Origin of the sequence: Pseudomonas sp. MMS21 TM103, assembly GCF_022132145.1 — a bacterium.
In the GTDB taxonomy this organism is placed as follows: Bacteria; Pseudomonadota; Gammaproteobacteria; order Pseudomonadales; family Pseudomonadaceae; genus Aquipseudomonas.
This window is the reverse complement of the sequence record NZ_JAJISP010000004.1, coordinates 81783-96294: the sequence shown is the minus strand read 5'-3', so window position 1 is coordinate 96294 and position 14512 is coordinate 81783. Positions and strand designations below refer to the sequence as shown.

Sequence of the window (14512 nt, the reverse complement as noted above, 5' to 3'; positions counted from 1 at the left end):
ATATCCGGGCTTTTTTGCGTCTGCCTGCTTACTGTGGCGAGCTGTCCAGCGGTTCCGGGGTCGGTACCGGTACGCTTTGTGCCTCGTCGACGTCGCGCTGAATCTGCTCGAGCAGTGAGCCTGGCGCCGGCCGCTCTTCGGTTTGCGGCTGCGCGGTGGTTTGCGGTGCCGCCATGCTCGCGCCATCCTGGCCGAGAATGGCCTCGTCGCGGCTGACGCCCGGCATGAAGTCGCCCGACAGGCCGGCCAGTTGATCATTGCCATTGAAGATCACGCTGACGCGCTCTTGCAGGCGTTTACCACCGCCTGGTTGAATGCTGTACAGGTAGTCCCAGCGGTTGGCATGGAAGGTATCGGTCAGCAGCGGGTTGCCCATGATAAACCGCACTTGGCTGCGGGTCATTCCTGGGCGCAACTGATCTATCATGTCCTGTGTAACGACATTGCCCTGTTGGACGTCGATTTTATAAACCCCGGGGAAAGAACAACCGGCGAGCGCGAGGAGTCCCACGAAGGTGAGACTGGTCAGCAGGAGCTTGGTTTTTTGCATCGGCGGGTGACTTCCACTATCTTGGCTGGGCAACGTAAACCCCGATCATACCCGCAATAAAGGAAGCTGCGAAGCCGCTTCCGCGAGAAAGCAGACCATGGTTGAAAATAGCGAACTACGCAAAGCTGGCCTGAAAGTGACCCTGCCGCGGGTCAAGATTCTGCAGATGCTCGATTCCGCCGAGCAGCGTCACATGAGTGCAGAGGATGTTTACAAGGCCCTGATGGAAGCGGGCGAAGACGTCGGCCTGGCCACCGTGTACCGCGTACTGACCCAGTTCGAGGCGGCCGGGTTGGTGGTGCGCCATAACTTCGATGGTGGTCATGCCGTGTTCGAATTGGCCGATGGTGGTCATCACGACCACATGGTCTGTGTCGATTCGGGTGAGGTGATCGAGTTCTTCGATCCTGAAATCGAAAAGCGGCAGAGGGAGATCGTGCAAGAGCACGGCTTCGAGATGGTCGATCACAACCTGGTGCTCTACGTGCGCAAAAAGAAGTAAGCGCACAAACGCATCATGCACAAAGGCGACCCTCGGGTCGCCTTTGTGGTTTCAGCGATCCGTCAAGCCTGGACGCTGCCGACCATCTGCCGGGCATGGGCCAGGGACTCTTCGGTCAGGTCGACGCCGCCCAGCATGCGGGCAATTTCCTCGACGCGCTGATTCCTGTCCAGCTTGCTCACGGCTGTGCGGGTGGCATCGCTGCCGCGCTCCTTGTGTACGAACAGGTGCTGATGGCCCTGGGCGGCCACTTGTGGCAGGTGAGTGACGGCCAGCACCTGGCCGCGCTCGCCGAGACGCCGCAGCAGCTGCCCGACCACTTCGGCGGTCGGGCCGCCAATGCCGACGTCGACTTCGTCGAACACCAGGGTCGGCACCCGGGAGGTTTGCGCGGTGATCACCTGGATCGCCAGGCTGATGCGTGACAGCTCGCCGCCGGACGCGACTTTGGCCAGGGTCTTGAGCGGTTGGCCGGGGTTGGCGCTGACCAGGAATTCCAGCTGTTCGAGGCCGTTGGGCTGTGGTTCGCTGCCGTTATTGGCGCTCAGCGTGATGCTGAAGCGCCCTCCCGGCATACCCAGATTCTGCATTTCCAGTTCTACCGCCGTGGCCAGCTCGCTGGCCGCGCGGTGGCGCAGGGCGCTGAGCTCGCTGGCTTTTTCCTGGTAGTGGCGCTCGAAGGCGGCCAGTTCATCGTTCAGGCGTTCGGCGGCCTGATCGTCGGCGTTGAGGCTTTCCAGCTCATCGAACAGTTGCTGCTGCATGGCAATCAGTTCGCCGGGCTGGATCCGGTGCTTGCGCGCCAGGGTGTAGATTGCATCCAGGCGCTCTTCCATCTGCTGCAGGCGCGCGGGGTCGGCGTCGAAATGATCGAGAAAGCGATTGAGCTCGCCGACGGCTTCCTCCACCTGAATCTGGGCGCTGGCCAGCAGGTTGGTCGCTTCGCTCAAGGCGCTCGGCTGACCCTGGAAGGCGCCCAGACGGTTGAGGCTGCCGGTCAGAGTCGAGAGCACGTTGCCGGCGTCATTCTCGCTGCACTGCTCGATCACTAGGCGGCAGGCGCTGAGCAGGCTTTCGGCATTGGTCAGGTTCTTGTGTTCCTGCTCCAGCTGTACCAGTTCATTTTCACCCAGGGCCAGGCTGTCGAGCTCTTCCAGTTGGTAGCTGAGCAGCTGATGGCGTGAGCGTTGCTCGTCGCCGAGGCTGGACAGGCGCTGCAGTTCGCTGCGGGTCTGTTTCCAGCGTTGCGCCGCCAGTTGCACCTGTCGCGCCAGCTCCTGGCTGCCGGCGTATTCGTCGAGCAGGCGGCGGTGGGTCTCGGCCTTGAGCAGTGACTGATGTTCGTGCTGACTGTGGATGTCGATCAGCAGTTCGCCGAGGGCCTTGAGGTCGCCCTGGGGGCAGGGAGAGCCATTGATGTAGCCGCGCGAGCGGCCTTCGGCGGTGATCACTCGACGCAGGATGCACGGGCCGTCGTGATCCAGGTCACGCTCAGCCAACCAGGTGCGGGCCTCGGGGATGTCGACAAGGTCGAAGCTGGCCAGGATGTCCGCCTTGTCGGCGCCGGGGCGCACCACACCGCTGTCGGCGCGATCGCCGAGGCACAGGCCGAGGGCGTCGAGCATGATCGACTTGCCAGCGCCGGTTTCGCCGCTGATGACACTCATGCCGCGGTCCAGTTCTAGGTCGAGGTGTTCAACGATGGCGTAGTTGTGTACGGACAGGTGCACCAGCATGGCGAGGCCTCCCAGGAGTTAGGTGTGTATATTTATACAGTATTTGTTTCTCGGCTGACAATCCTTGTGCAGCACTTGAAGCTGCAGAATTTGTCCCCATATAGGCGGCAGACGCGCAAGTTTAGGCTTGCCTCGAATTTTTAGAGGAGAAACGCATGGCTGACGAACAGACCCGCGATACCCATCTGCCAGAGGTTGCACCTGGTGCCGAAATGGAATCGAGCGATCAGTTGGACGCGCGCATCCAGGTGCTGGAGGAAGAGCTGGCTGCCGCTCAGGATCAGGCCCTGCGCATGGCGGCGGACCTGCAGAATGTGCGTCGTCGCGCCGAGCAGGATGTAGAGAAGGCGCACAAATTCGCCTTGGAGAAATTTGCCAATGACCTGTTGCCGGTCGTCGACAGCCTGGAGCGCGGTCTCGAGCTGTCGAATCCGGATGACGAGGCAATCAAGGGTGTGCGCGAGGGCATGGAGCTGACGCTAAAGCTGTTCCACGACACCCTCAAGCGCTATCAGTTGGAAGTCATCGACCCGCACGGTGCGCCGTTCAATCCGGAGCACCATCAGGCCATGGCCATGCAGGACAGCACCAATGTAGAGCCGAACAGCGTGCTCAAGGTGTTTCAGAAGGGCTACCTGCTCAACGGTCGCCTGTTGCGTCCGGCAATGGTGGTGGTCAGCAAGGCGCCGAGCGAAGCTCCGCCGACCATCGATGAGCAGGCTTGAAATTCGGCGAGTAGCCCCCATTTTATGAGTCAAGCGTTTTAGTGCTACCGCGGCTGACAAAGCTCAGCGGCGGAATTATCAAAGTTTCGGGAGAATGAAGATGGGCAGAATTATCGGTATCGACCTGGGGACCACCAACTCGTGCGTCTCCATTCTGGAAAACGGCAACGTCAAGGTCATCGAGAACGCCGAGGGCACTCGCACCACGCCGTCGATCGTTGCCTACGCCAACGACGGTGAAATCCTCGTCGGTCAGTCGGCCAAGCGCCAGGCTGTGACCAATCCGCACAACACCCTGTACGCGGTGAAGCGCCTGATCGGTCGTCGTTTCGAAGAAGACGTCGTGCAAAAAGACATCCAGATGGTGCCGTACAAGATCGTCAAGGCCGACAACGGTGACGCCTGGGTCGAAGTGAACGGCCAGAAGATGGCGCCGCCGCAGATCTCGGCGGAAATCCTCAAGAAGATGAAGAAGACCGCTGAAGACTACCTCGGCGAAGCCGTCACCGAAGCGGTGATCACCGTGCCGGCCTACTTCAACGACAGTCAGCGTCAGGCCACCAAGGATGCCGGGCGCATCGCCGGTCTGGACGTCAAGCGCATCATCAACGAGCCGACCGCTGCGGCCCTGGCCTACGGCATGGACAAGGCCAAGGGCGATCACACCGTGATCGTTTATGACCTGGGTGGCGGTACCTTCGACGTGTCGGTGATCGAGATCGCCGAAGTCGATGGCGAGCACCAGTTCGAAGTGTTGGCCACCAACGGCGACACCTTCCTCGGCGGTGAAGACTTCGATATCCGCCTGATCGATTACCTGGTCGACGAATTCAAGAAAGAAAGCGGGATGAACCTCAAGGGTGACCCGCTGGCCATGCAGCGCCTGAAAGAAGCCGCCGAGAAAGCCAAGATCGAGCTGTCCTCCAGCCAGCAGACCGACGTCAACCTGCCGTACATCACTGCAGATGCCACCGGTCCCAAGCACTTGAACGTGAAGATTTCGCGCGCCAAGCTGGAGTCGCTGGTTGAAGACCTGGTGCAGCGCACCATCGAGCCGTGCCGTATCGCCTTGAAAGATGCCGGTATCGACGTGGCCAAGATCAACGACGTGATTCTGGTTGGTGGTCAGACTCGCATGCCTCTGGTGCAGAAGCTGGTCACCGATTTCTTCGGCAAGGAAGCGCGCAAGGACGTCAACCCGGACGAAGCCGTAGCCATGGGTGCTGCCATTCAGGGCGCCGTACTGGCCGGCGACGTGAAGGACGTGCTGCTGCTCGACGTATCGCCGTTGACCCTGGGCATCGAAACCATGGGTGGCGTGATGACTGCGCTGATCGAGAAGAACACCACTATCCCGACCAAGAAGTCCCAGGTGTTCTCCACTGCCGACGACAACCAGGGCGCGGTGACCATTCACGTGCTGCAGGGTGAGCGCAAGCAAGCTTCGCAGAACAAGTCACTGGGCAAGTTCGATCTGGCCGAGATTCCGCCAGCACCACGTGGCGTGCCGCAGATTGAAGTGACCTTCGATATCGACGCCAACGGTATTCTGCATGTCGGCGCGAAAGACAAGGCCACCGGTAAGACTCAGTCCATCGTGATCAAGGCCAACTCCGGTCTGTCCGAGGAAGAAATCGAGCAAATGGTGCGTGATGCCGAGGCCAATGCCGAGGAAGATCGCAAGTTCGAAGAGCTGGCCACTGCCCGTAACCAGGGCGATCAGCTGGTGCACGCCTCGCGCAAGATGCTCACCGAGGCAGGCGACAAGGCCACCGCGGACGAGAAGGCAGCCATCGAGAAAGCCCTGGGCGAACTGGAAGTGGCGATCAAGGGTGATGACAAGGCCGTTATCGAAGCCAAGATCAATGCCCTGTCCGAAACCACTACCCCGCTGGCGCAGAAGATGTATGCCGAGCAACCTCAGCCTGGCGCTGAGGCTCAGCAGGCTGATGACACTCAAGGCGCGGGCGACGATGTGGTCGATGCGGAGTTTGAAGAGGTCAAGGAAAACAAATAAGCGCAAGCTTATGCCGCTCTGGCCGGGCGTGACGCGAGTCGCGACCGGCATGATCCGCCACGCGGGAGCTTGCTCCCGCGTTGGCGTGTCTGGAGTAGACGATTTAAAGGTGTTGAAGAATTATGGCAAAACGAGACTATTACGAGGTGCTCGGTGTCGAGCGCGGCGCCAGCGAAGCGGAGCTGAAAAAGGCTTACCGGCGCCTGGCAATGAAGCATCACCCGGACCGCAATCCCGACGATAAAGCGTCGGAAGATATGTTCAAGGATGCCAACGAGGCTTACGAAGTATTGTCCGACTCCGGCAAGCGCGCGGCCTACGACCAGTACGGGCATGCCGGGGTCGATTCGCAGATGGGCGGTGGTGGCCCGGGTGGGGCCAATTTTTCCGATATCTTCGGCGATGTGTTTAGCGACTTCTTCGGGGGGGCTGGCGGTCGTGGTGGTCAGCGTGGCGGCGCCCAGCGGGGCAGCGACCTGCGCTACACGCTGGAGCTGGATCTGGAAGAGGCAGTGCGCGGCACTACAGTCAACATCCGTGTGCCGACGCTGGTCAATTGCAAGACCTGCGAAGGCTCGGGGGCGAAGAAGGGTACTTCTCCGGTGACCTGTACCACCTGCGGTGGTATCGGTCAGGTGCGCATGCAGCAGGGCTTCTTCTCGGTGCAGCAGACCTGCCCGCGTTGCCATGGCGCCGGCAAGATGATTACCGATCCGTGCGGTTCCTGCCATGGTCATGGTCGCGTGGAAGAGCACAAGACCCTGTCGGTGAAAGTGCCGCCGGGTGTCGATACCGGTGATCGCATTCGCCTGTCTGGTGAAGGCGAGGCGGGCGCGATGGGTGGTCCGGCGGGCGATCTGTATGTGGTGGTCAATGTGCGCGAGCACTCGATCTTCCAGCGCGATGGCAAGCATCTGTACTGCGAGGTGCCGATCAGCTTCGCCGACGCGGCGCTGGGCGGTGAGCTGGAGGTGCCGACCCTGGATGGCCGGGTCAAGCTGAAGATTCCGGAAGGTACCCAGACCGGCAAGCTGTTCCGTCTGCGCGGTAAAGGCGTGGCGCCAGTGCGCGGTGGCGGTGCCGGCGACCTGATGTGCCGGGTGGCGGTAGAAACCCCGGTCAGTCTGGATCGGCGTCAGCGCGAACTGCTCGACGAGTTTCGCAAGACGCTGCAGGGTGATACCCGTCATTCGCCGAAGGCCAGTGGCTGGTTCGAGGGTGTGAAGCGCTTCTTCGGCGATGTGTGAATAAACGGCCGCAGGCGGTTGCTGGCAGGCTGCATGAGGGCTTGCACTGCGGCTTGCGGTTCGAGGCTTATAGCGTGGAGCGGGTGTCATGCAACGAATAGCAGTGATGGGCGCCGCTGGGCGCATGGGCAAGACCCTGATCGATGCCGTGCAGCAGGCCGATGGCGTCAGTCTGACTGCGGCGATCGATCGTGCCGACAGTAGCCTGGTGGGCGCCGATGTTGGCGAGTTGGCAGCGTTGGGCAAGATTGGCGTCAGGCTGTCGGGTGGCCTCAGTGAGGTGCTGGATCAGTTCGATGTGCTGATCGATTTCACTCATCCGTCGGTGACCCTGAAAAACCTGGAAATCTGCCGGCAGGCGGGCAAAGCCATGGTGATCGGCACCACCGGCTTCAGTGCCGAGGAAAAGCAGCTGTTGGCCGATGCGGGCAAGCAGATCCCTATCGTCTTTGCTGCCAACTTCAGCGTGGGGGTCAATCTGTGCCTGAAGTTGCTGGATACCGCGGCGCGGGTGCTTGGTGATGAAGTGGACATCGAGATCATCGAGGCCCACCACCGGCACAAGGTCGACGCACCCTCTGGCACCGCCTTGCGCATGGGTGAAGTGGTGGCCAATGCCCTGGGGCGTGACCTGCAAAAGGTTGCGGTCTACGGCCGAGAAGGCCAGACCGGTGCCCGCGCTCGCGAAACCATCGGTTTTGCCACAGTAAGGGCCGGTGATGTGGTTGGCGATCATACGGTGCTGTTCGCCGCAGATGGTGAGCGCGTGGAAATCACCCATAAAGCCTCAAGTCGCATGACCTTCGCCAGAGGCGCGGTGCGTTCGGCGGCGTGGCTGCAAGGGCGTGAGCCTGCGTTGTACGACATGCAGGATGTGCTGGGGCTCAACTGATGCGGTTCGTCGGAAGCGGATGTTCCGGTGAGGAGTAAGTCGCATCTGGCGGTGGACCAAAAAGGCAGTTTCCTGTAGGCTTCCCGCTTTAGTGTGTCCACTAAAAGTTGCGCAGAATGAATCATATAAAAAAGCGGGATGACGGTCGGTACGTCATTCCGCTTTTTTACAATCTGCGTTTGCTTCAAGCTTTGATCTACGGAGGTTTTCTTGAGTAAGCCAGCCCTTAAACCTGCCATTCTGGCTCTTGCCGATGGCAGCATTTTTCGCGGCGAGGCCATCGGTGCCGATGGCCAAACTATTGGAGAGGTGGTTTTCAACACCGCCATGACAGGCTATCAGGAAATCCTCACCGATCCTTCCTATGCCCAGCAAATCGTTACCCTGACCTATCCGCACATCGGTAACACCGGCACCACGCCGGAGGATGCCGAGTCTGATCGGGTATGGGCTGCCGGTTTGATCATCCGCGATCTGCCGCTGATCGCCAGCAACTGGCGCAGCAAGCAGCCGCTGGATGAGTACCTGAAGGAAAACGGTACGGTCGCCATTGCGGGAATCGATACCCGTCGCCTGACCCGCATTCTGCGCGAGAAAGGTTCGCAGAACGGCTGCATCCTCGCTGGCGACGACGCTACCGAAGAAAAAGCCCTGGAACTGGCGCGCAGTTTCCCTGGCCTCAAGGGCATGGATCTGGCCAAGGTGGTCAGCTGTACCGAGCCCTACGAGTGGCGCTCCAGCGTGTGGAATCTGCAAGGTGACAATCACCTGGAAATCCCCGCCAGCGAGCTGAAGTACCACGTGGTGGCCTATGACTACGGGGTCAAGTGGAACATCCTGCGCATGCTGGTCGAGCGTGGCTGCCGCCTGACCGTGGTGCCGGCGCAGACGCCCGCCGCCGAGGTGTTGGCGCTGAATCCCGATGGTGTGTTCCTGTCCAACGGCCCGGGCGACCCCGAACCTTGCGATTATGCGATCCAGGCGATCCAGGATGTGCTGGAAACCGATATTCCGCTGTTTGGTATCTGCCTTGGCCACCAGTTGCTGGCTTTGGCCTCCGGTGCCAAGACCCTGAAAATGGGCCATGGCCACCACGGAGCCAACCACCCGGTGCAGGATCTGGACAGTGGCGTGGTGATGATCACCAGCCAGAATCACGGTTTTGCCGTGGATGAAGCCAGCCTGCCGAGCAACGTCCGGGCGATTCACAAGTCGCTGTTCGACGGCTCCCTGCAGGGCATCGAGCGCACCGACAAGGACGCCTTCAGCTTCCAGGGTCACCCGGAAGCGAGCCCTGGCCCGGCCGATGTGGCGCCACTGTTTGATCGCTTCATTGAAGCGATGGCCAAGCGGCAATAGCCGAGTCGTCTGGAGAGTGTAGCGAGCGGCGTCTGGGCCAGGCGCCCGGAACGCAACGACGAGACAGTACATGCAGTACGGCGAGGAAGTGAGTGCAGCGCAACGCAGCCCAGGCGGCGCGCAGTAACCCTCAAGATGACTCCCCGGCTGACCCAAGGATTCGAGTAGATAACATGCCAAAACGTACAGACATTAAAAGCATCCTGATCCTCGGTGCTGGCCCGATCGTAATCGGCCAGGCCTGCGAGTTCGACTATTCCGGTGCCCAGGCCTGCAAGGCCCTGAGAGAGGAGGGCTACCGCGTCATCCTGGTGAACTCCAACCCCGCCACCATCATGACCGACCCGGCCATGGCCGACGCCACCTATATCGAGCCGATCAAATGGTCGACCGTGGCCAAGATCATCGAGAAGGAGCGTCCGGACGCCCTGCTGCCGACCATGGGTGGGCAGACCGCGCTGAACTGCGCGCTGGACCTGGAAAAGCACGGCATTCTGGAAAAATTCGGTGTGGAAATGATCGGTGCCAACGCCGACACCATCGACAAGGCCGAAGACCGTTCGCGTTTCGACAAGGCGATGAAAGACATCGGCCTGGCCTGCCCGGTCTCCGGCATCGCCCATAACATGGAAGAAGCCTACGTCGTACTCGAGAAAGTCGGCTTTCCCTGCATCATTCGCCCGTCCTTCACCATGGGCGGCACCGGCGGCGGCATCGCCTACAACCGCGAAGAGTTCGAAGAGATCTGCGCGCGCGGTATCGACCTGTCGCCGACCAACGAGCTGCTGATCGACGAGTCGCTGATCGGCTGGAAGGAATACGAGATGGAGGTGGTCCGCGACAAGAAGGACAACTGCATCATCGTCTGCGCCATCGAGAACTTCGATCCAATGGGCGTGCACACCGGCGACTCGATCACCGTGGCCCCGGCGCAAACCCTGACCGACAAGGAATACCAGATCCTGCGTAACGCCTCGCTGGCGGTGCTGCGCGAGATCGGCGTGGAAACCGGCGGCTCCAACGTGCAGTTCGGCATCTGCCCGAACACCGGGCGCATGGTGGTGATCGAGATGAACCCGCGGGTGTCGCGTTCCTCGGCGCTGGCTTCCAAGGCCACCGGCTTCCCCATCGCCAAGATAGCCGCCAAGCTGGCGGTGGGTTACACCCTCGACGAGCTGTCCAACGACATCACCGGCGGCCGTACTCCGGCGTCCTTCGAGCCGGCCATCGACTACGTCGTGACCAAGATCCCGCGTTTCGCCTTCGAGAAATTCCCCAAGGCCGATGCCCGCCTGACCACCCAGATGAAGTCCGTCGGTGAGGTCATGGCCATCGGTCGCACCTTCCAGGAGTCCATGCAGAAAGCCCTGCGCGGCCTGGAAGTCGGGGTTTCCGGCTTCGATCCGATGCTCGACCTGAGCGATCCGGAGGCCGAAAGCACCCTCAAGCGCGAGCTGACCGTGCCGGGTGCCGACCGCATCTGGTACCTGGCCGACGCCTTCCGTGCCGGCAAGACCGTTGCCGAAGTGTTCGAGCTGACCCGCATCGACGAGTGGTTCCTGGTGCAGATCGAAGACCTGGTCAAGGACGAGGAAAAGATCAAGACCCTGGGTCTGGTCAGCATCGACCGCGACCTGATGTACAAGCTCAAGCGCAAGGGCTTCTCCGATATCCGCCTGGCCAAGTTGCTCGGCGTTTCCGAGAAGAGCCTGCGCAGCCACCGTCACAAGCTGAAAGTGCTGCCGGTGTACAAGCGCGTCGACACCTGTGCCGCCGAGTTCGCCAGCGACACCGCCTACATGTATTCGACCTACGAGGAAGAGTGCGAGGCGGCGCCGTCGAGCCGCGACAAGATCATGATCCTCGGTGGCGGGCCGAACCGCATCGGTCAGGGCATCGAGTTCGACTACTGCTGCGTGCACGCTGCATTGGCACTGCGCGAAGACGGTTACGAGACCATTATGGTCAACTGCAACCCGGAAACCGTCTCCACTGACTACGACACCTCGGACCGCCTGTATTTCGAGCCGGTAACCCTGGAGGACGTGCTGGAAATCGTCCGCGTCGAGCAGCCGAAAGGCGTGATCGTGCAGTACGGTGGGCAGACCCCGCTGAAAATCTGTCGCGCGCTGGAAGAGGCCGGAGTGCCGATCATCGGCACCAGTCCCGAGGCCATCGATCGCGCCGAAGACCGCGAGCGTTTCCAGCAGATGGTTCAGCGTCTGGGCTTGCGCCAGCCGGCCAATGCCACGGCGCGCAGTGAAGACGAGGCCCTGGCGGCGTCCAAGGTCATCGGTTATCCGCTGGTGGTGCGTCCGTCCTATGTGCTGGGCGGCCGGGCGATGGAAATCGTTTACCAGGAAGAAGAGCTCAAGCGCTACATGCGCGAAGCGGTGAAAGTGTCGAATGACAGCCCGGTGCTGCTCGATCACTTCCTCAACTGCGCCATCGAAGTCGATATCGATGCCATTAGCGACGGCGAAACCGTGGTGATCGGCGCGATCATGCAGCATATCGAGCAGGCAGGCGTGCACTCCGGTGACTCGGCCTGTTCGTTGCCGCCGTATTCGCTGCCGGCGCATATCCAGGACGAGATCCGCGACCAGGTCAAGAAAATGGCCCTGGAACTCGGCGTGATCGGCCTGATGAACGTGCAGATGGCGGTGCAGGGCGAGGATATCTTCGTCATCGAAGTCAACCCGCGCGCCTCGCGCACCGTGCCGTTCGTCTCCAAGTGCATCGGCATTTCCCTGGCGATGCTCGGTGCCCGGGTGATGGCCGGCAAGACCCTGGCCGAAGTCGGTTTCACCGACGAAATCATTCCGAACTTCTACAGCGTCAAGGAAGCCGTATTCCCCTTCTCCAAGTTCCCGGGCGTCGACCCTATCCTCGGCCCGGAAATGAAGTCAACCGGTGAAGTGATGGGCGTCGGCGACACCTTCGGCGAAGCGTTTGCCAAGGCGCAGTTGGGTGCCAGTGAAATCCTGCCCAATAGCGGCTGCGCCTTTATCAGTGTGCGCGATGACGACAAGCCCTTGGTGGCCGAGTTGGCGCGTAATCTGATCGAGCTGGGGTTTGACGTGGTTGCCACCTCGGGTACCGCCAAGGTGGTCGAGGCGGCCGGCTTGCCGGTGCGTCGGGTCAACAAGGTGACCGAGGGGCGTCCTCACGTGGTCGACATGATCAAGAATGACGAAGTCACCCTGATCATCAATACCACCGAAGGTCGTCAGTCGATTGCTGACTCCTATTCCATTCGCCGTAATGCGCTGCAGCATCGAATCTGCTGCACCACCACGCTGGCCGCTGGTGAGGCGATTTGTGAGGCGCTCAAGTTCGGTCCAGAAAAAACGGTGCGCCGTTTGCAGGATCTCCATGCAGGAATCAAGGCATGACTAAATACCCAATGACCGTCCAGGGCGCGCGCGCCCTGGAAGAGGAGCTGGCTCACCTGACCAAGGTGATGCGGCCCAAACTCAGCCAGGACATCGGCACCGCGCGTGAGCTGGGTGACCTCAAGGAAAACGCTGAATACCATGCCGCCCGCGAGCAGCAGGGCATGGTCGAGGCGCGCATCCGTGATATCGAAGGTCGTCTGCAAAACGCAGTGGTCATCGATGTCACCAGCATTGCCCACACCGGCAAGGTGATTTTCGGCACCACCGTGGAGATCGCCAACGTCGAGACCGACGAAAGCGTGACCTATCAGATCGTTGGCGAAGACGAAGCCGATATCCGGCTCGGCAAGCTGTCGGTGGGCTCGCCTATCGCGCGCGCTCTGGTCGGCAAGGAAGAAGGCGATGTGGTGGTGGTCAAGACCCCCAGTGGCATCCTTGAGTACGAGATTGTCGAGGTTCGTCATATCTAGGTCCGGCAGCCCAACTGCTGGAGCAATCAGCTGGCTGTTGGCCCAGACATTCTGGGTCGGCGGCCTCTGGTTGTTGCATTTTCTGGTGTTGCCGGCGATAGCCAAGCTGGGCCTGGCGCCGTTGCTGGTCGAGGAAATCGCCAGCGCCGTCCGCCCGCTAGTGGTGGGGCTGGCGGGGGTTTGTGCGGTGTTGCAGGTCGTGGTACTGATCCGTGCCGAGCGTTTGCCCAGCCTGTGGCGCGATATGCGCGGGCAATTGCTGCTGGCTGTGCTGGTAATGGCTGCGAGTTACTTTGGCGTACGCCATTTCTACTCTGCTGGCGGGCTGTGGCTGATGTTCAGCTACCTGGTGATGGCGTTCTGCGGTCTGCTACTGGTGCTGCAGGCGGTGCCCGGCAGCAGCAAGCGATAAACTGCAAGCTTCAAGTCAGACAAGAAGCATGCAGTTTGAAGCTATCAGCCGTGATGGCGATGGACGTTGGACAGGTTTTTATTGACCTTGGGGTTCTTGCGGTAGATCAGCGCCATTTTGCCGATCACCTGCACCAAGTCGGCATGACCGGCCTTGCACAGCTGGTTGATGGCGGTAAGGCGGCTTTCGCGCTCGACGATGCGCAATTGCACTTTAATCAGTTCATGGTCGCTCAGTGCGCGCTCCAGTTCGGCCAGGACGCCTTCGGTCAAACCATTGTCAGCCACGATCAATACGGGTTTCAGGTGGTGGCCGATAGATTTGAATTGTTTCTTCTGCTCTTGAGTGAGCGGCATAATCTGATTCCTGCATTTAATCTGGTAAAAAACGGCGATCAGTTTACCCGAGCGCTTTGGTTGCCGCCCAGATATTCATGCTCTGCACAAATTCGAGGTATTGCGTGGCCCGTTCCAAGACCAGCCTGCGTTGGCTGAAAGAACATTTCGATGACCCTTACGTCAAAATGGCGCAAAAGGATGGCTATCGCTCGCGCGCCAGCTACAAGCTGCTGGAAGTCCAGGAAAAGGACCGTATCCTGCGCCCAGGCATGACGGTAGTCGATCTGGGCGCTGCGCCAGGGGGCTGGTCGCAGGTCACCAGTCGGTTGATCGGCGACAAGGGAACCCTGATCGCTTCCGATATTCTGGAGATGGACAGCATCCCCGATGTCACCTTCATTCAGGGCGACTTCACCGACGATGCAGTGTTCGCGCAGATTCTCGAGGCGATTGGCGGTAATCCGGTAGACCTTGTGATTTCCGATATGGCCCCCAATATGAGTGGAGTACGGACTGCCGATCAGGCGCGTGCCATGTACCTATGTGAATTGGCGCTAGATTTGGCGGGGCGAGTGCTTCGTCCAGGTGGAGATTTCCTGATCAAGATTTTTCAGGGCGAAGGTTTCGACACCTACCACAAGCAGGTGCGCGAAATGTTCCACAAGGTGCAGATGCGCAAGCCCTTGTCTTCGCGTGATCGCTCGCGTGAGCAATACATGCTCGGGCGCAGCTTTCGGGGCGGCTAGGTCGAGGGCTGGCGTGCCGGTCCTGTGCCATATGGGGGCTGCGGCTGCTGGATGGCAAAATATAGGGTTACAGACGGCGCCTGCCAGGGGTGGGCGTTGTGTAGTAAGTTAGATCGGTAC

At 60.5% G+C, this 14512-nt stretch carries 13 protein-coding genes; 10 read left to right on the top strand and 3 right to left on the bottom strand.

Going from position 1 to position 14512, the window contains the following annotated elements; translation table 11 throughout:
- Positions 1-28: 28 nt before the first annotated feature.
- Positions 29-550 carry an outer membrane protein assembly factor BamE gene (locus LJY18_RS13905; protein ID WP_238042415.1) on the bottom strand — a complete coding sequence of 174 codons (522 nt, stop codon included), beginning with the start codon at positions 548-550 and terminating at the stop codon, positions 29-31.
- 97 nt (positions 551-647) lie between these two features.
- Between LJY18_RS13905 and fur the strand changes: the two genes are divergently transcribed.
- The gene (gene fur, locus LJY18_RS13900) at positions 648-1052 is read left to right on the top strand and encodes a ferric iron uptake transcriptional regulator (protein ID WP_238042414.1); all 405 of its coding nucleotides are present in this window, start codon (positions 648-650) and stop codon (positions 1050-1052) included.
- 62 nt (positions 1053-1114) lie between these two features.
- Here fur and recN read toward each other — a convergent pair whose 3' ends face one another.
- Entirely contained in the window at positions 1115-2788 is a 1674-nt protein-coding gene (gene recN / locus LJY18_RS13895; RefSeq protein WP_238042413.1) for a DNA repair protein RecN, read from the bottom strand.
- 155 nt (positions 2789-2943) lie between these two features.
- Between recN and grpE the strand changes: the two genes are divergently transcribed.
- From grpE to LJY18_RS13855, 8 genes are all read left to right on the top strand, one after another.
- Positions 2944-3513: a nucleotide exchange factor GrpE gene (grpE, locus tag LJY18_RS13890; protein WP_238042412.1), complete on the top strand. Its 570-nt coding sequence runs from the start codon at positions 2944-2946 to the stop codon at positions 3511-3513.
- Positions 3514-3613: 100 nt separating this feature from the next.
- Complete coding sequence (dnaK, locus tag LJY18_RS13885; protein ID WP_238042411.1) at positions 3614-5530, top strand: molecular chaperone DnaK; 1917 nt, start codon at positions 3614-3616, stop codon at positions 5528-5530.
- A gap of 122 nt (positions 5531-5652) precedes the next feature.
- Positions 5653-6777: a molecular chaperone DnaJ gene (gene dnaJ / locus LJY18_RS13880; protein ID WP_238042410.1), complete on the top strand. Its 1125-nt coding sequence runs from the start codon at positions 5653-5655 to the stop codon at positions 6775-6777.
- Positions 6778-6865: 88 nt separating this feature from the next.
- Positions 6866-7669, top strand: a complete 804-nt coding sequence (gene dapB / locus LJY18_RS13875) for a 4-hydroxy-tetrahydrodipicolinate reductase (protein WP_238042409.1) — start codon at positions 6866-6868, stop codon at positions 7667-7669.
- 210 nt (positions 7670-7879) lie between these two features.
- Positions 7880-9028: a glutamine-hydrolyzing carbamoyl-phosphate synthase small subunit gene (gene carA / locus LJY18_RS13870; protein ID WP_238042408.1), complete on the top strand. Its 1149-nt coding sequence runs from the start codon at positions 7880-7882 to the stop codon at positions 9026-9028.
- A 173-nt stretch (positions 9029-9201) separates the two neighbouring features.
- Positions 9202-12423: a carbamoyl-phosphate synthase large subunit gene (gene carB, locus LJY18_RS13865; RefSeq protein ID WP_238042407.1), complete on the top strand. Its 3222-nt coding sequence runs from the start codon at positions 9202-9204 to the stop codon at positions 12421-12423.
- Entirely contained in the window at positions 12420-12896 is a 477-nt protein-coding gene (gene greA, locus LJY18_RS13860) for a transcription elongation factor GreA (protein ID WP_238042406.1), read from the top strand. Before carB ends, greA begins: the two co-directional genes overlap by 4 nt.
- Positions 12874-13308 (top strand): DUF4149 domain-containing protein, encoded by a 435-nt coding sequence (locus LJY18_RS13855; RefSeq protein ID WP_442964493.1) that lies wholly within the window; start codon positions 12874-12876, stop codon positions 13306-13308. The genes greA and LJY18_RS13855 overlap by 23 nt, the downstream gene beginning before the upstream one ends.
- A 44-nt stretch (positions 13309-13352) precedes the next feature.
- Here LJY18_RS13855 and yhbY read toward each other — a convergent pair whose 3' ends face one another.
- Positions 13353-13664, bottom strand: a complete 312-nt coding sequence (gene yhbY, locus LJY18_RS13850) for a ribosome assembly RNA-binding protein YhbY (RefSeq protein ID WP_238042404.1) — start codon at positions 13662-13664, stop codon at positions 13353-13355.
- Positions 13665-13768: 104 nt separating this feature from the next.
- Between yhbY and rlmE the strand changes: the two genes are divergently transcribed.
- Positions 13769-14392: a 23S rRNA (uridine(2552)-2'-O)-methyltransferase RlmE gene (rlmE, locus tag LJY18_RS13845; protein ID WP_238042403.1), complete on the top strand. Its 624-nt coding sequence runs from the start codon at positions 13769-13771 to the stop codon at positions 14390-14392.
- Positions 14393-14512: the final 120 nt, after the last annotated feature.

Excerpts from the sequence above, each read along its gene's own strand:
- LJY18_RS13905 (WP_238042415.1), bottom strand. The coding sequence starts at position 550 with ATGCAAAAAACCAAGCTCCTGCTGACCAGTCTCACCTTCGTGGGACTC.
- fur (WP_238042414.1), top strand. The coding sequence starts at position 648 with ATGGTTGAAAATAGCGAACTACGCAAAGCTGGCCTGAAAGTGACCCTG.
- recN (WP_238042413.1), bottom strand. The coding sequence starts at position 2,788 with ATGCTGGTGCACCTGTCCGTACACAACTACGCCATCGTTGAACACCTC.
- grpE (WP_238042412.1), top strand. The coding sequence starts at position 2,944 with ATGGCTGACGAACAGACCCGCGATACCCATCTGCCAGAGGTTGCACCT.
- dnaK (WP_238042411.1), top strand. The coding sequence starts at position 3,614 with ATGGGCAGAATTATCGGTATCGACCTGGGGACCACCAACTCGTGCGTC.
- dnaJ (WP_238042410.1), top strand. The coding sequence starts at position 5,653 with ATGGCAAAACGAGACTATTACGAGGTGCTCGGTGTCGAGCGCGGCGCC.
- dapB (WP_238042409.1), top strand. The coding sequence starts at position 6,866 with ATGCAACGAATAGCAGTGATGGGCGCCGCTGGGCGCATGGGCAAGACC.
- carB (WP_238042407.1), top strand. The coding sequence starts at position 9,202 with ATGCCAAAACGTACAGACATTAAAAGCATCCTGATCCTCGGTGCTGGC.
- greA (WP_238042406.1), top strand. The coding sequence starts at position 12,420 with ATGACTAAATACCCAATGACCGTCCAGGGCGCGCGCGCCCTGGAAGAG.
- yhbY (WP_238042404.1), bottom strand. The coding sequence starts at position 13,664 with ATGCCGCTCACTCAAGAGCAGAAGAAACAATTCAAATCTATCGGCCAC.